Annotated in this window: 16 protein-coding genes; 9 read left to right on the forward strand and 7 right to left on the reverse strand. The window is 67.6% G+C overall.

Features of this window, described 5'->3' with window-relative positions; genetic code table 11:
• From ACK41U_RS17305 to ACK41U_RS17325, 5 genes are all read right to left on the reverse strand, one after another.
• On the reverse strand, window positions 1–371 hold a 371-nt coding region (locus ACK41U_RS17305; protein ID WP_409682885.1), incomplete at its 3' end, for a nuclear transport factor 2 family protein.
• 148 nt (window positions 372–519) lie between these two features.
• Window positions 520–2,259, reverse strand: coding sequence for a sigma-54-dependent Fis family transcriptional regulator (locus tag ACK41U_RS17310; RefSeq protein ID WP_409682888.1), 1,740 nt, complete (start codon window positions 2,257–2,259; stop codon window positions 520–522).
• 127 nt (window positions 2,260–2,386) lie between these two features.
• Window positions 2,387–3,349 carry a dihydrodipicolinate synthase family protein gene (locus tag ACK41U_RS17315; protein WP_409682891.1) on the reverse strand — a complete coding sequence of 321 codons (963 nt, stop codon included), beginning with the start codon at window positions 3,347–3,349 and terminating at the stop codon, window positions 2,387–2,389.
• A gap of 103 nt (window positions 3,350–3,452) precedes the next feature.
• Entirely contained in the window at window positions 3,453–4,157 is a 705-nt protein-coding gene (locus tag ACK41U_RS17320; RefSeq protein ID WP_409682894.1) for a GntR family transcriptional regulator, read from the reverse strand.
• A gap of 98 nt (window positions 4,158–4,255) precedes the next feature.
• Window positions 4,256–5,287 (reverse strand): Ldh family oxidoreductase, encoded by a 1,032-nt coding sequence (locus ACK41U_RS17325; RefSeq protein ID WP_409682896.1) that lies wholly within the window; start codon window positions 5,285–5,287, stop codon window positions 4,256–4,258.
• A gap of 139 nt (window positions 5,288–5,426) precedes the next feature.
• On the opposite strand from ACK41U_RS17325, the gene ACK41U_RS17330 reads away from it, so the two are divergent.
• The 9 genes from ACK41U_RS17330 to ACK41U_RS17370 all read left to right on the forward strand — a co-directional run bounded on the left by ACK41U_RS17330 (window position 5,427) and on the right by ACK41U_RS17370 (window position 14,941).
• Complete coding sequence (locus ACK41U_RS17330; protein ID WP_409682899.1) at window positions 5,427–6,944, forward strand: aldehyde dehydrogenase (NADP(+)); 1,518 nt, start codon at window positions 5,427–5,429, stop codon at window positions 6,942–6,944.
• A 147-nt stretch (window positions 6,945–7,091) separates the two neighbouring features.
• Complete coding sequence (locus ACK41U_RS17335) at window positions 7,092–7,901, forward strand: transporter substrate-binding domain-containing protein (protein ID WP_409682901.1); 810 nt, start codon at window positions 7,092–7,094, stop codon at window positions 7,899–7,901.
• Window positions 7,902–7,957: 56 nt separating this feature from the next.
• Complete coding sequence (locus ACK41U_RS17340; RefSeq protein WP_409682904.1) at window positions 7,958–8,623, forward strand: amino acid ABC transporter permease; 666 nt, start codon at window positions 7,958–7,960, stop codon at window positions 8,621–8,623.
• A gap of 12 nt (window positions 8,624–8,635) precedes the next feature.
• On the forward strand, window positions 8,636–9,289 hold the full coding sequence (locus ACK41U_RS17345; protein ID WP_409682907.1) for an amino acid ABC transporter permease: 654 nt from the start codon (window positions 8,636–8,638) through the stop codon (window positions 9,287–9,289).
• Window positions 9,282–10,004, forward strand: coding sequence for an amino acid ABC transporter ATP-binding protein (locus ACK41U_RS17350; protein ID WP_409682910.1), 723 nt, complete (start codon window positions 9,282–9,284; stop codon window positions 10,002–10,004). Before ACK41U_RS17345 ends, ACK41U_RS17350 begins: the two co-directional genes overlap by 8 nt.
• A 2-nt stretch (window positions 10,005–10,006) precedes the next feature.
• Complete coding sequence (locus tag ACK41U_RS17355; protein WP_409682913.1) at window positions 10,007–11,239, forward strand: NAD(P)/FAD-dependent oxidoreductase; 1,233 nt, start codon at window positions 10,007–10,009, stop codon at window positions 11,237–11,239.
• A 1-nt stretch (window position 11,240) separates the two neighbouring features.
• Window positions 11,241–12,242 carry a 4-hydroxyproline epimerase gene (locus ACK41U_RS17360; protein WP_409682916.1) on the forward strand — a complete coding sequence of 334 codons (1,002 nt, stop codon included), beginning with the start codon at window positions 11,241–11,243 and terminating at the stop codon, window positions 12,240–12,242.
• Entirely contained in the window at window positions 12,239–13,912 is a 1,674-nt protein-coding gene (locus ACK41U_RS17365; protein WP_409682919.1) for an aconitase X, read from the forward strand. The genes ACK41U_RS17360 and ACK41U_RS17365 overlap by 4 nt, the downstream gene beginning before the upstream one ends.
• Window positions 13,913–14,941, forward strand: a complete 1,029-nt coding sequence (locus ACK41U_RS17370; protein ID WP_409682922.1) for a trans-3-hydroxy-L-proline dehydratase — start codon at window positions 13,913–13,915, stop codon at window positions 14,939–14,941.
• Between the two features lie 27 nt (window positions 14,942–14,968).
• Here the strand turns inward: ACK41U_RS17370 and ACK41U_RS17375 are convergent, their stop codons facing one another.
• Window positions 14,969–15,955, reverse strand: coding sequence for a TRAP transporter substrate-binding protein (locus ACK41U_RS17375; protein ID WP_409682924.1), 987 nt, complete (start codon window positions 15,953–15,955; stop codon window positions 14,969–14,971).
• Window positions 15,956–16,003: 48 nt separating this feature from the next.
• Window positions 16,004–16,408 (reverse strand): TRAP transporter large permease subunit (locus ACK41U_RS17380; protein ID WP_409682927.1); only part of this gene is annotated, 405 nt, incomplete at its 5' end.

Below are 16,408 nucleotides of genomic sequence, written 5' to 3' on the forward strand. Positions count from 1 at the left end.
TTCAGTTCCTGCAAAGCGGTCAGCAGCGTCCAGATGCGCCCGTCGCGCAGGCGCACCAGCCCGTATCCGCGCCCCACCTGCGTTTCAAAGCGGAACCACGCGGTGATGACGCCGTCCTCCTCGCCCGGGATCTCGGCCGGGTCCAGTTGCCAGCCCGCGGGCCGGATATGGCCCAGCTGCGCGCGCAGCATGTCAGCCACCTGATCCGGCCCCTCCATCGTGCGGATGTTCCAGGTAAAGCTGACCAGATCGCGCCAGTGGCAATCGGTGGTGAACAGATCGGTGGCGCGGTCAATCTCACCCGCATCCAGCGCCGCGCCAAGCGTGCTCAGCACCGCCTGGGCGCGGTCGGCCACAGTGGAATCCAGCATGTCAGTCCTCCCTTCAACTTGTCTCCCATGGGTCAGACTGAGGAGGGGCGGGCGGTTCCGACAGAAAAATCCCACGCCGCAGCGCAGCAATCCCATGCCGCAGCGCAGGGCTGTTGCGTGCGCAACATCGCGCAACAGGGATGCGCTGTCAGGCGGGTGGGCTCAGCCCTGCGGCCCGCATCCGCCGCAGCACGGTCGAGCGGTTGACCCCCAGCCGCCGCGCCGCCTGCGCCATATTGCCGTTGCAGGCGGCCAGCACGGCGCGCAGATCCTCGGGCGCGTCGGGGGCTGTGGCAGGGGCCATCAGCGCCGGCGGCAGGTCGGGCGCGTCGATCACCTGCCCGTCGGCCAGCAGCACCGCCGATTGCAGGGTGGTGGCCAGTTCGCGCAGATTGCCGGGCCAGAGTCGCGATTTCAGCTCGGCCCGCGCGCTGGCCGACAGGCGCAGACTGTCGGCGCTGGCCGCGCGCAGCAGCCGGTCCAGCAGCCAGTCCATATCCTGCCGCAGCCGCAGCGGCGGCAGGGTCAGCGCGGCGCCAGCGATGCGGAAGAACAGATCCGCCCGGAACGACCCCGCCGCCACCCGCGCCGCCAGATCGCCGCGCGCGGTGGCGATGATCCGCAAGCGGCTGTCGGCCAGACGACGCAGCAGCGCGGCCTGACCCTCGGGCGTCAGATCCTCGACGCCTTTCAGCAGCAGCGTCCCGCCCGCAGCGTCGCGGCCCTGTGGGCCAAGCGCCGTTGCATCCTGCCCGGCGCAATCCAGCGCGTGGAACGGCGTGCCCTGCGGGCGGCACATATGGATGGCGCGGGCCAGACGTTCCTTGCCGGTCCCGGTCTCGCCGCTCAGCAGCAGGGGCACGGCGCCGGGGGCCAAACGGGCCGCGCGCGACAGCAGCGCCTGCATGGCCGGGTCCGGCCCGGCAAGGCTGGACAGGCCCCCCGGCAGCAGTGGCTGACCGCGCGGGGCCGGGGCGGATTGCGGCGCGATCGCGTGACCATACAGCGCGCGCCCGTCGCGCAGCCGGATCACCCGGTCCTCGGTCGGGCGGCCCCGCATCAGGTCGGGCAGGTCGTCAACCGACAGTTCGGTCACCTGATCCAGCCGCTGCCCGATCAGAGATCCGCAGGGCGACAGCGCCGCCTGCGCCGCATGGGTCATGCCGATGATCCGCCCGGCGCCGTCCAGCGCAATCGCGGCCTCGGGATCGACCTCAAGGAATTCGGGGCTGGAGGACAGGCGCAGCACCCAGTCGCTGCGCGTCATCGCCATCAGGTTCGCCATCTCGACCCGCCGGGCCGAGGTGCGCACAAGGTTCATCGCCAGATTCTGGCTGGCCTTGGGCTGGGGAGAGCGCAGCAGCGACAGGTCCAGCACCGCCGCCAGCTGCCCCGAGGTGTCAAAGACCGGCGCGGCGGTGCAGGACAACGGCGTGTGGTGCAGGTCGAAATGGTCGGTCTGATGGATCGTCACCGCCTCGCCGGTGAACAGGCAGGCGCCCACGGCGCAGGTGCCCGCCAGATGTTCCGACCAGTCCGACCCCAGATACAGCCCCGCCGCGCGCAGCTCGTCGCCATGGCGCGACGGGCCGAAGAAATCCACCGTGACGCCCTTGGCATCGGCCAGCAGCAGCACGTAATTCTGCCCCGCCACCTGCCGGAACAGCGCCCCCAGCCCCGACCGCGCAATGGCGATCAGCCGCTCGGACTGTTCGCGATGGCTGCGCAGTTCGGCCTCGGTGACGATATGGGCGGGCGAGGGGCGGGCCGGGTCCAGCCCATGATGTTCCACGCAGCGGCGCCAGCTGGCCGCCACCATGCGGTCGCGCCCGGTGGCCTGCCCGCGCAGCACCCGGTCGATCTCGGCCACATGGTCGGTGTCACGCATGGCACAGCCCCCCTCCTGTCAACGATCAAGCCACAGGCGCGGGGGGTCTGTCCAGCGCGCAGCCGGGAAACCGGGCGGGGGGGGGTGCCCCGCCCGGCTTACGTGTTTCAGGAACGTTGGCCGGAGCTCAGATCTTGCAGGTCTGGACCACGCCGGGCAGCTGGCTCCATTGCGCATACCAGCTGCGGAACTGGGTGAACTGCGTCTCGGCCCATGCCTGCTGGCTGGGGGTCAGCGCGTCGGTCGCGTTGAAATGCAGGCTGTATTCGGCATCGCCCTGCATCACCATCATATGCTTGTAATACAGCACCAGGTCGGTGCCCTCGTCCCAGGACGACAGAACCTCCAGCGCCTCGCCCAGTTCGCGGGCGCGGATGCGGGCCTCGGCATCGCCGGTGGCCGCCAGCTTGGCCAGCTCGACGAAGTGCAGGATTTCCCTGGGGATCACATTGCCGATGCCGGTGATCGCGCCGGTCGCGCCGCATTTGACATAGCCGTGATAGACGCCGGTATCGACACCGGCCATCAGGATCACGCCGTCATCGGCGCTGGTGATGTGTTCGGCGGCATAGGTCATCGCCTTGGCGCCGCCGAACTCCTTGAACCCGATCAGGTTGGCATGCGCCGCACGCAGGGCAAAGAACAGATCCGCCTTGGTCTCATAGCCATAATAGGGGCTGTTGTAGATGACCGCCGGCAGGTCCGGGGCCGCCGCCAGCACGGCCTCGAAATGGTTGCGCTGTGCAATGGCCGATGAGCCGCGCGACAGGACCCGCGGGATCACCATCAGCCCCGCCGCGCCGACCTTTTGCGCATGCGCCGCATGTTCGACCGCCAGCGCCGAGTTGACCGCACCCGTTCCCACGATGACCGGAATGCCCGCCGCAACAAGGCGCCCGACGCCCTCCATGCGCTGTGCATCGGTCAGCAAAGGCCAGTCCCCCATCGAGCCGCAATAGACGACGCCCGACATGCCCGTCTCCATCAGCTGTCCGGCCTTGCGGACCAGCGCGTCGAAATCGGGGGTGCGATCAGCCTTGCAAGGCGTCATCAGCGCCGGGATGACGCCGGTGAAAACCTTCGTGTCCATGGGAAACTCCTTATGATCCGTTGCGGCAATACGGCAGCCAACCGCCGATTCCTGACAGCATCATAAGGATTGCATTTTATTTGTCGACAAAAATTTGGCGCGGCTACAAGGGAACATCCTGCCGCAGGTCGCGGGCAAAGAACTGCTGGATCTGCTGCATGATCTGGTCGGCATGGGCGCGCGCCAGCCGGTCGCAAAAATCAATATCGCGGGCCTCGATAGCGGCGATGATCGCCTCATGCTCGTCGGAATATTCCTGCGGCAGCCGGTCGTCGAACGACTGGTAATACAGCCGCAGCAGCCGCCGCCCCTCATCCAGCAACCGCAGGAACAGCGCCGTGTAATAGGGGTTGCGCCCGGCCTCGGCGATGGCCGCGTGAAACTCGCGGTTGGTCGCGATCATCGCCAGCGCGTCCTGCGCGTTCACGGCAGCGGCGAAATCGGCCTGATGGGCGCGGATGCGCTCCAGATCGGCGGGCTGGTGATATTGCGCGGCCAGCCGGGTCGAGACCCGATACATCAGCGTGATCGCGTCAAAGAAGGTGTGCAGGTTCAGAAAGTCGATATTCGACACCATGGTCGAGCGGTTGGGCAGCGTCTCGACCAGCCCTTCGCCCGCCAGCCGCACCAGCGCCTCGCGGATGGGGGTGCGCGACATGCCGAAACGCTCGGCCAGCTGCACCTCGTCGATGGGGCTGCCGGGGGCGAGGATCAGGTTCAGGATCTCGTCGCGCAGCGATTCATAGACGACCTTGACCCCCGAACCGCGTCGGCGTTCGGGGGCAGTGTCAGGCGAGGTCTCGGCCATGGCGGGCATTCCTTGTCGATCAGAACTTTTTGTCGACATGAGGAATAGGGCGGATGGCGCGCAGGATCAATCATCTGACCCAATCTGCCGGGCGGGGATCAGCCGATCGCGTCCAGCCCCAGATCCTGCATCCGCTGCATCAGCTCGGCCTCGGCCTGCGTGAGGGTCACGCCATCCGCCTGCGCCGCCGCGCGCGCGGCAAAGCGGCGCCCCGAGGGCAGCCGGGCGCCCTGCCCCGTGATCGCGTCGAACAGCAGTTCCGCACGGGCAAAGGGATCGCCGGGGCGGCCTGCGGAAAACGCCTGCGGTGACATGGCGATGATCAGCTCGCCATGGAACGGGGCCAGCGTGGTGGTGCCCAGCTGTTCCAGCACTTCGGGGCTGGTCAGATCGCCGATCATCACCCCCGCCAGCAGCTCGATCATGGTGCCGATGGCCGAGCCCTTGTGCCCCCCGAACGGCAGCATCGCCCCCGCCAGCGCGGCGGCAGGATCGTCGGTCGGCTGGCCCTCGGTATCAATCGCCCAGCCTTCGGGCACCGGCTTGCCCGCGCGGCGCAGCAGCTCGATCTCGCCGCGTGCCGCGACCGAGGTGGCAAAATCGAACACATAGGGCAGCCCCGACGGGCGCGGCCAGCCAAAGGCCAGCGGGTTGGTGCCCAGCAGCGGACGGGTGCCGCCGGTGGGCGCGACGCTGGCATAGCTGGGGCACATGACCAGCGCCGCCAGACCCTGCGCGGTGACCGCCTCGACCTCGGGCCAGAGGGCCGAGAAATGGGTGCAGTCATTGACCACCATCGCCGCCAGCCCCAGCTCGCGCGCCCGGTCCGCCAGCAGCGGCAGGCCCAGTTCGAAGGCCGGGCTGGAAAAGCCGCGCTTCGCATCGACGCGGATGATCGCGCGGCCGTCATCGGGCATCAGCACCGGCAGCGCCGTGCCATCGACCATCCCCGCCTTGAGCGTCCGCAGCACGCCCTCGATCCGGTAGATGCCGTGGGATTTGCAGCCGTCCCGCTCGCCCGCTGCGATGACCCGGCCAAGGGCCTCGGCCTGCACCGCGCTCATGCCCGCACCGCGCAGGATGGACACGATGCGGTTGTGCAACTCGTCAAGGGTCAGGGTGAGGGTCATGTCGGCGGACCTTTCCGGTAAGATGCGTGACTGTTGACCTCATGCATACAAGCTGTCTACAAAAGGGCAAGGCCCTGGGGACACCGTTGACAGGTGGGCCGGGGATCGTGCCAACATAACAGACGAAGAGGACGCGCAAATGGGTTTTCACCCCAAAGGCAAGCATCTGATCGCCGGCAACTGGGTCGCAGGCGCCACGACTTTCGCCTCCAGCCCCGCCCATGGCCCGGCGCATGATTATGCCGTCGGCACGCCCGAACTGGTTGATCAGGCCTGTCAGGCCGCCGAGCAGGCGTTCTGGTCCTATGGCTATGCCAGCCCCGCCGAACATGCGGCCTTCCTGCGCGCCATCGCAGATGAGATCGAGGCCCGCGCCGATGAGATCACCGAAATCGGCACGCAGGAAACCGGCCTGCCCGCCGCCCGCCTGAACGGCGAGCGGGGGCGCACGACCGGCCAGCTGCGCCTGTTCGCGGACCATATCGAACAGGGCGCCTTCCTCGACCGCCGCCATGACGCGGCGCTGCCCGACCGCCAGCCCGCGCCGCGCCCCGATCTGCGGATGATGCAGCGGCCCATCGGCCCGGTGGCGGTCTTCGGCGCCTCGAACTTTCCGCTGGCCTTCTCGACCGCGGGCGGCGACACCGCCGCCGCGCTGGCCGCAGGCTGCCCGGTCGTGGTCAAGGGCCACAGCGCCCATCCCGGCACCGGCGAGATCGTGGCCGCCGCCATCGACGCCGCTATCCGCCGCACCGGCGTGCATCCCGGTGTGTTCAGCCTGATCCAGGGCGGCGACCGCCGCGTGGGCGAGGCGCTGGTGACCCATCCGCTGATCCGCGCCGTGGGCTTTACCGGCAGCCTTGGCGGCGGACGCGCGCTGTTCGACCTCTGCGCCGCCCGCCCCGAACCGATCCCCTTCTTTGGCGAGCTGGGTTCCGTCAATCCGATGTTCATGCTGCCCGCCGCCATGGCCGCGCGCGGCGCGGCTCTGGGCGCGGACTGGGCGGCGTCGCTGTGCATGGGCGCGGGGCAGTTCTGCACCAATCCGGGCATTGCCATCGTCATCGACGGGTCCGATGCCGATGCCTTCACCGCCAGCGCCAAGGCCGCGCTGGAGAAAACCGCCGCGCAGGTGATGCTGACCGACGGCATCGCGCGCGCCTATCAGGCGGGCCAGCGCCGCTTTGCGGACAACCCCGCCGTGACGCCGGTCGTGACCACCACCTCCGAGGGGCGCGAGGCGCAGCCCAACCTGTTCCAGACCAGCGCCGATGCCTTCCTGTCGGATCACGACCTTGGCGAAGAGGTGTTCGGCCCCCTCGGCCTGATCGTGCGGGCGGCTTCCGTCGAACAGATGGATCAGCTTGCGCGCGGCCTGTCCGGGCAACTGACCGTCACCCTGCATATGGATAAGGCCGACCTGCCCACCGCGCAAAGCCTGCTGCCGGTGCTGGAGCGCAAGGCCGGTCGCATCCTCGTCAACGGGTTCCCCACCGGGGTCGAGGTGGTCGATTCGATGGTCCATGGCGGCCCCTATCCGGCCAGCACCAATTTCGGCGCGACCTCGGTCGGTACCCTGTCGATCCGCCGCTTCCTGCGCCCGGTCTGCTATCAGAACCTGCCCGCAGACCTGCTGCCCGCCGCCTTCAAGGGCTAAGCGACATGATGCGGCCCCCGCACCGGGGGCCGCAGACAGACCACAAAATACCGCTTGTATATTATTTGTATTTTTTGTTTGATTTGCTTCGACTTCGGCAGGATATTCCGCAAGCAGAGTACCGCCACCAACAACAGGGAGACTAGCATGAAAACCTCGATCTTTGCGATTGGCCTGATGGCCGCCACCGGTGCCGCAGCCCCCGCCTTCGCCGACAAGCTGGACGACATCATCAGCGCGGGCACGCTGCGCTGCGCGGTGGTGCTGGACTTCCCGCCGATGGGCTCGCGCGACAGCGACAACAACCCGATCGGCTTTGATGTCGATTACTGCAACGATCTGGCCGCCGCACTTGGCGTCAATGCCGAAATCGTGGAAACCACCTTCCCCGAACGCATTCCCGCGCTGATGTCGAACCGCGTGGACGTGGCCGTCGCCTCGACCTCGGACACGCTGGAGCGCGCCAAGACGGTGGGTTTCTCGATCCCCTATTACGCCTTCGAGAATGCCGTGGTCGGCCGGGACGGCACCGACATGACCGATTGGGAGGGCATGAAGGGCAAGACCGTCGGCGCCACCGCCGGCACCTATGAGGCGATCTGGCTTGAGGAAAAGGTCGCCGAATGGGGCGAGGGCCAGTTCCGCCCCTATCAGAATCAGGCCGACGTGTTCCTGGCGCTGAGCCAGGGCCAGCTGGACGCGACCGTCTCGACCGTCGAGGTGGCCGAGGCGAATGTGGCCTCGGGCAATTTCCCCGGCATCACCATCGTCGACAAGGCGCCGATGGTGCCCGACTATGTCGCGCTGATCACGCTGCGCGAGGAATACGGGCTGATCAACTATATGGATCTGTTCATCAACCAGCAGGTCCGCACCGGCCGCTATGCCGAGCTGTATGCCAAATGGGTGGGCGAGGGCGAACCCGCCGATCTGACCATCCCCGGCGTCTACCGCTGATCTGACCGGGCCGGGGCGCGCAACGACGTGCCCCGGCCATCCGCAGGGGAGGTGTGATGTTCAATTATAATTTCCGATGGGCGCAGGCCCTCGATTCGCTGCCGCGCATGCTGGAAGGCGCGCTGGTCACGCTGGAGGTGGCACTGCTGTCGATGGTGATCGGCATCAGCATCGCCATGGTGCTGACCCTGTTCCGGCTGTCGGGCAACCGCCTGCTGAAGGCCGTCTCGGCCAGCTGGGTCGAGATTGCGCGCAACACGCCCGCGCTGTTCCAGATCTATATGGTGCATTTCGGGCTGGGCAGTTTCGGCATCCACCTGTCGCCCTATCTGTCGCTGCTGATCGGCATCGCCTTCAACAACGCAGGCTACCTGTCCGAGAATTTCCGCGGCGCGCTGAAGGGCATCCCCGACACGCAGACCCGGTCGGCCCGGTCGCTTGGGATGACGCCCATTCAGGCGTTCCGCCATGTCGTGATGCCGCAGATGCTGCGCATCTCGTTCCTGCCGATGACCAATCAGATGGTCTGGGCGATCCTGATGACCTCGCTTGGCACCGTGGTTGCGATGAACACCGACCTGTACGGCGTGACCAGCGACCTGAACGCCCGCACCTTCCGCACCTTCGAGCTGTTCGCGATTGCCGCCGTGATCTTTTACGTCATCACGAAAACCGTCACCCTGTCTGCCCGCCTTCTGGCGGCGCGGCTGTTCCGCTACTGAAGGGGGGCGCGCATGTTCGATACCGCACTGACCACGAACGATCTGATCTTTCTGGCGCGCGGCGCCGGGATGACGCTGATCGTCACCGCCATCTCGGTCTTTTTCGGCACGGTGATGGGGATCGTCTTCGGGGTCTTCCGCTATCAGGTGGGGCCGTGGTGGGCCGCGCCGCTGACCTTTGTGCTGGACATCTTCCGGTCGATCCCGCTGCTGATCCAGCTGGTGCTGGCCAATGCCTTTGTCACCACGGTGCTGGGCTGGCGCGTCTCGGGGTTCACTGTCGCCTGCGGGGTGCTGTCGCTGTATACCGCCGCCTATTGCGCCGAAATCGTGCGCGGCGGGATCGAGGCCGTGCCGCCGACCCTGCGCCGCGCCGCGCGCTCGCTTGGGATGAGCTGGGGGCAGGACATGCGCAATGTCACCATGCCGCTGGCCGCCCGCATCGCGCTGCCCTCGTGGATCGGACTGGCGCTTGGGGTGATGAAGGACAGCGCGCTGGTCTATGTCGTCCAGGTGGTCGAGCTGCTGAAATCGGCGCAGATCCTGATCACCCGCCTGCAAGAGCCGCTGTTCCTGCTGATGATCTGCGGGTTGTTCTATTTTGTCATCTCGTTCCCCATCGCGCGTTTCGGCGGCTATCTGGAAAAGAAGTGGTCCAATGATTGAGATCGAAAACGTCCGCAAATCCTTTGGCCCGCTTGAGGTGCTGAAGGGCATCGACCTGACCGTCGCCAAGGGCGAGGTGCTGACCGTCATCGGCGGGTCCGGGTCGGGCAAATCCACCCTGCTGACCTGCATCAACGGGCTGGAGCCCATTGATCAGGGCCGCATTCTGGTCGACGGGGTCGAGGTGCATGCCAAATCGACCAACCTCAACCAGCTGCGCCGCAAGATCGGCATCGTGTTCCAGCAATACAACGCCTTCCCGCATCTGACCGTGCTGGAAAACGTCATGCTGGCGCAGCGCAAGGTTCTGGGCCGCGGAAAGCCCGAGGCCGAGGCCGAGGCCGTGCGCCAGCTGACCCATGTGGGTCTGGGCGACAAGCTCAAGGTCTATCCCTCGCGCCTGTCGGGCGGCCAGCAGCAGCGCATGGCGATCGCCCGCGCGCTGGCCATGTCGCCCGATTACATGCTGTTCGACGAGGTGACCTCGGCGCTGGACCCGCAGCTGGTGGGCGAGGTGCTGGACACGCTGCGCCTGCTGGCGTCCGAAGGCATGACGATGATCTGCGTCACGCACGAGATGAAATTCGCGCGCGAGGTGTCCGACCGCGTGGCGTTTTTCCATCAGGGGGTCATGGTCGAGATCGCGCCCCCCGCGCAGTTCTTCGACACGCCCCAAAGCCCGGAACTGCGCAAGTTTCTGGCGGCGACGCACTGACCATGACCGATGTGATCGTGATCGGCGCCGGGGTGATCGGTCTGTCCTCGGCGCTGGCCCTGCAGGCGCGCGGCATGCAGGTGACCGTGCTGGACCGCGAGGGGCCTGCGGCGGGCGCCTCGGCGGGCAATGCGGGGGCGTTTGCCTTTGCCGACATCCTGCCGCTGGCCTCGCCCGGCCTGCTGCGAAAGGCGCCGCGCTGGCTGCTGGACCCGCTTGGCCCCTTGTCGGTGCCGCCGCGTTATGCGCTGCGGATCGCGCCGTGGATGTTCCGGTTCTGGCGCGCCTGCCAGCCCGGTCGCGTGGCGCGGTCCACCACCGCCCAGACCCTGCTGATGGACCTGTCCCGCGCCGAGCTGGAGCCGTTCCTGCACGCCACCGGCACCCATCACATGCTGCACAAGGATGGCAGCCTTCAGGTCTATGAATCGCAGGCCGAGCTGGACGCATCCCTGCCCGGCTGGCGCGCGCGCGAGGCGCATGGCATCGCGTTCCGCCACATGACCGCCGATGAGATGGCGCAGATCCAGCCCGGCCTGTCGCCGCGCTTTACGCATGGCACTTTCACCCCCGGCTGGTACTCCATCAGCGATCCGCGCCTCTATGTGCTGGCCCTGGCGGATCGGTTCCGCGCCCAGGGGGGGCGGATCGAGCAGGCGCAGGTCACCGCCCTGATGCCCGCACCGGACGGGGTGACGGTCACCGCGCCCGGTGCCTCGTGGTCAGCCGATTTCGCCGTGCTGGCGGCAGGCGCCTTTTCGCGTGAACTGGCGCGGGGGGTGGGCGACAAGATCCCGCTGGAGACCGAGCGCGGCTATAACACCACCCTGCCGCCCGGTGCCTTCGATCTGCGCATGCAGGTCACATTTGGCGGGCATGGCTTTGTCGTCAGCCGCCTGTCCACCGGCATCCGCGTCGGCGGCGCGGTGGAACTGGGCGGGCTGCACCTGCCCCCGAACTACAAACGCGCGCAGGCGATGCTGACCAAGGCGCAGGCGTTTCTGCCCGGTCTGAACACGCAGGGCGGCACGCAATGGATGGGCTTTCGTCCCTCGCTGCCCGACACGCTGCCCGCCATCGGCCCCTCGCGCGGATCGCGCCGCGTCATCCATGCCTTCGGCCACGGCCATCTGGGCCTGACCCAATCGGCGGGCACCGCCCGGCTGGTGGCCGATCTGATCACCGGCGCGCCGCCCGCCATCGACCCGCAGCACTTCTCTCCTCAAAGGTTCTGACATGGCCAACCACACGTTTTCCTGCCTGGACGGGCATACCTGCGGCAATCCGGTGCGGCTGGTGTCAGGCGGCGGCCCGCTGCTGGAGGGCGCGACCATGCTGGACAAGCGCGCCCATTTCCTGCGCGACTTCGACTGGATCCGCACCGGGTTGATGTTCGAGCCCCGCGGCCATGACATGATGTCGGGGTCGATCCTCTATCCCCCCACCCGCCCCGATTGCGAGGTGGGGGTGCTGTTCATCGAAACCTCGGGCTGCCTGCCCATGTGCGGGCATGGCACCATCGGCACGATCACCATGGCGCTGGAAAACGGGTTGATCACCCCGCGCGAACCGGGCCGGTTGTCGATCGACACGCCCGCAGGCAAGGTCGACATCACCTATCGCCAGGAAGGCCGCTTTGTCGAAGAGGTCCGCCTGACCAATGTGCCCGGTTTCCTGCATGCCGAGGGGCTGACCGCCCATGTCGAGGGGCTGGGAGAGATCACCGTGGACGTGGCCTATGGCGGCAATTTCTATGCCATCGTCGACAGCCAGCCCAATTTCCGCGACATGGCCGATCACACGGCGGGCCAGCTGATCGGCTGGTCGCCCCTGCTGCGCCGGGCGCTGAACGAGAAATATCAGTTCGTGCATCCCGAGCATCCCCAGATCAGCGGCCTCAGCCATATCCTGTGGACGGGGGCGCCCACCCAGCCCGGCGCCCATGGCCGCAACGCGGTGTTCTACGGCGACAAGGCCATCGACCGCAGCCCCTGCGGCACCGGCACCTCGGCCCGCATGGCGCAGCTGGCGGCCAGGGGGCGCCTGAAGGCAGGCGACGAGTTCTGGCACGAAAGCATCATCGGCTCGATCTTCAAGGGCCGCATCGAGGCCGAAACCACCGTGGCGGGCCGCCCCGCCATCATCCCGTCCATCGGCGGCTGGGCGCGGCAGACCGGGATCAACACGATCTTCATCGACGACCGCGACCCCTATGCGCATGGATTCGTGGTCGCATGACCGCGACCGCGATCCTGCCCGGAACGGCCCGGGGCCCGGTCATCGCCACGACCGAACCGCTCAGCTTCTGGGGCGGGATTGATCCGGCCACAGCGACGGTGATCGACGTGCATCACCCGCTGCACGGGCGCTGTCTGACCGGGGCCATCGTGCTGATGCCCGGCACGCGCGGGTCGTGCACCGGGTCGGGGGTGCTGCTGGACATGGCCTTGCAGGGCCGCGCGCCCGCAGCTTTGGTCTTCTGCGAACCCGAGGATGTGGTGACGCTCGGCGCGCTGATCGCAGCGCAGATGTTCGACCGCGCCCTGCCGGTGCTGCGCCTGAGCCCGCAGGATTTTGCCGCGCTGGCCCAGCAGCCCGAGGCGCGCATCACCGAGGACATGATCGTGGCTGGCGATCTGCGCCTGCCCCTGACGCCGCTGCCTGACCACGCGCTGGAGCTGTCCCCGCAGGATCGCGCCATGCTGGAGGGCGCCGAGGGGCCGGCCACGCAGCAGGCCATGCGCATCCTGACCCGGATGGCTGTGGCTCAGGGCGCCACGCAGCTGATCGACGTGACGCAGGGCCATATCGACGGCTGCATCTATGCCAGCCCCGCCAATCTGACCTTCGCGCAGGCCATGGCCGATCTGGGCGGGCAGGTGCGCATTCCAACCACGATGAACGCCATCTCGGTCGATCGCGAAAACTGGCGCGCGCAGGGGGTGCCCGTGCTGTTCGGCGGCCCGGCGCAGCGGCTGGCCGATGCCTATACCAGCATGGGCTGCCAGCCCAGTTTCACCTGCGCGCCCTATCTGCTGGACAGTGCGCCGGGCACGGGCGATCAGATCGCATGGTCGGAATCCAACGCCGTGATCTATGCCAATTCGGTGCTGGGCGCGCGGACGGCCAAGCATCCCGATTTCCTTGATCTGTGCATGGCGCTGACCGGGCGGGCGGCGCAGGCGGGCGTCTATCTGGACGAGAACCGCGCCGCCATGCGGGTGCTGACCTTCGATCTTCCGCCGGGGGCCGATGACGCCCTCTGGCCCCTGATCGGCTGGCTGGCGGGGCAACTGTCGCAGGGCCGCATCCCGCTGCTGTGCGGGCTGGCGGGGGCGGCGCCGACGCCCGATGACCTCAAGGCGCTGTGCGCGGCCTTCGGCACGACCTCGGCGGCGCCCATGCTGCATGTCGAGGGCGTCACCCCCGAGGCGCATCGCCTGTCGCCCGGTGCCGATCACCGCCCCGTCACCCGCGCCGAACTGGCCGCCGCGTGGCAGGCCCTGAACGCAGGCCCTGAAACCGTCGAGCTGATCGCCATCGGCAGCCCCCATGCCTCGCTGGCCGAATGCCGGGCGCTGGCCGATGCACTGGCAGGCCGCCCCGTCGCCATCCCCACCATCGTCACTGCCGGGCGCAAGGTCATCGAAGATGCGCGGGCCTGTGGCACGCTGGACCGGCTGACCGCCGCCGGGGTGCAGGTCATCCCCGACCTGTGCTGGTGCTCGATTTCCGATCCGGTCTTTCCGCCCGCCACCCGCACGGTGATGACCAATTCCGGCAAATACGCCCATTACGGGCCGGGCCTCAGCGGGCGGCAGCTGCGCTTTGGCAGCATGGCCGATTGCGCGCGCGCCGCCCTGACCGGCCACGCGCCCCGCACCCTGCCCCACTGGCTGGAGACCTGAATGCGCAGCACCAAGACCATCCATGTGATTTCCGCCCATGCCGAGGGCGAGGTGGGCGACGTGATCGTGGGCGGCGTCGCCCCGCCGCCGGGCGCCACCCTGTGGGCGCAATCCCGCTGGATCGCGCGCGACAACACCCTGCGCAATTTCGTGCTGAACGAGCCGCGCGGCGGCGTCTTTCGCCATGTGAACCTGCTGGTGCCGCCAAAGCACCCCGAGGCAGACGCCGCCTTCATCATCATGGAACCCGAGGACACGCCGCCCATGTCCGGCTCGAACTCGATCTGCGTGGCGACCGTGCTGCTGGACAGCGGCATCCTGCCCATGCAGGAACCCGAAACCCATCTGCTGCTGGAGGCGCCGGGCGGGCTGGTCCGGGTCCGCGCCGAATGCCGGGATGGCAAGGCGGAACGCATCTTCGTGCAGAACCTGCCCAGCTTTGCCGCCCGTCTGGACGCCCCGCTGGAGGTCGAGGGGCTGGGCGCCCTGAGCGTCGACACCGCCTATGGCGGCGACAGTTTCGTCTGCGTGGATGCGCAGGCCCTGGGCTTTGCGCTGACCCCGGACGAGGCGCATGACATCGCCCGGCTGGGCGTGCGCATCACGGCTGCTGCGAACGAACAGCTGGGCTTTCACCATCCGGGCAACCCCGACTGGCGGCATATCTCGTTCTGCCTGTTTGCGGGCGCGGTCACGCGGCAGGGGTATGAATTGCGCGCGGGCGCGGCGGTGGCGATCCGGCCCGGCAAGGTCGACCGTTCGCCCACCGGCACGGCGCTGTCGGCGCGCATGGCGCTGCTGCATGCGCGCGGGCAGATGGGTTTTGAGGACCGGCTGACGGCGACATCGCTGATCGGATCGACCTTTGCGGGGCGGATTCTGGGGGTGACGCAGGTAGGCGACCGCCCCGCAATCCTGCCCGAGATTTCGGGGCGCGGCTGGATCACCGGCACGCATCAGCACATGCTGGACCCGTCCGATCCCTGGCCCGAGGGCTATCGCCTCAGCGATACATGGGGGGCGAAGTAAGGGGGCGCGCGCAGCGCCCCCACAGGATCACAGCGAGGCGCCGATTTCGCGCAGGCGTTCGATCACCGGCGCCTTGGGCAGCCAGATCTTGTCGAACTCGGTGATCAGCATCCCGCGGTCGGCGGCGGCAACCTCGTTCATGGTGATCCCCGTATCGGTCAGGTTCTGGATCAGGCCGGGTTCTTCGCTGACGATGTCACCGCTCTGCGCCTCCAGCGCCGCATTGACGGCAGTGGTGATCGCCTCGCGGTCGGCATCCGCCATCCCCTGCCATGCGCGACCCGAGGCCACCACGGCGGCGGGCATGAACAGCGCATTCATCCGCAAGATGCTTTTCGAGACCTGATCGAAGCGCTGGTTCCACGAGAATTCCAGATCCGCCTCCAGCCCGTCGACCTGACCGTTGGCCATGGCGTCATAGACCTGCGGCGTCGGGATCGGCGTCGGCGCAGCGCCCAGAAGCTGATAGAAATCACGGTAAACCGGCGTCGGGTTGATGCGCAGTTTCATGCCGCGCATATCCTCGACCGTCGCAATCTCGCGCGAGGAGAACACCGCGCGCATGCCGGTGATGGCCCAGCCAAGGCCGATGGTCCCGGTTTCGGCGGGCAGCACGTCGAACAGGGCCAGCACCTCGGGATGGCGCATCAGCAGCGCGGCCTTTTCGGTCGAATCGACCAGATAGGGCGCGTTGATGGCGGCGATATGATCGGACCGCGAGCCCAACTCGGCGGCCTGAATAATGCCCATGTCCAGCGCGCCCGATTGCAGCTGCTGCATCATCGCGGCCTCGTTGCCCAGCTGGCCCGCATGGAACACGGTCATCGACAGCCGGCCATCGGTGGCACCGGCAATCGCCTCGGCCATGTCCAGCGCGGCATCGTTCCAGGAATGGCCCGTGGGCGTGATCAGCCCCAGCCGCAATTCACGGGTCTGGGCCCGTGCGATCATCGGGGTGGCCAGCGCAAAGGCCGTGCCGGTGGCCAGGATCTGGCGACGCGAAAGTTTCATCATGCTTACCTCCTTGTTATCACATGCGCATGTTTGCAGACCCGGCGGCGCCTAGCGCGACAGCACCGTCGACAGGACAGGAAAGACCGACAGCAGGATCAGGATTGCGACGATCACCGCAAAGAACGGCAGCGTCACGATGAACAGCCGCGTGGGCTTCACCCCGGTCACCGCCGCACCGACATAGAGGCACAGCCCCACCGGCGGCGTCATGAAGCCCAGCACCAGGTTGAGCACCGCGACCACGCCGAAATGGAACGGGTCGATGCCATAGATCTCGGTCGCGATGGGCAGCAAGATCGGCACCGTCATGATCAGCGCGGGCGCCCCGTCCACGACCGTCCCGATCAGCAGCAGGATGACATTGACCAGCAGCATGAAGGTCAGCGGATCATGGGCGACGGTCTGGATCCATGCCGCGATCTGCTGCGGCACCCGGCCATAGGTCAGCACCCA

Source organism: Paracoccus sp. (in: a-proteobacteria), from assembly GCF_046289755.1.
Classification (GTDB): domain Bacteria; phylum Pseudomonadota; class Alphaproteobacteria; order Rhodobacterales; family Rhodobacteraceae; genus Paracoccus.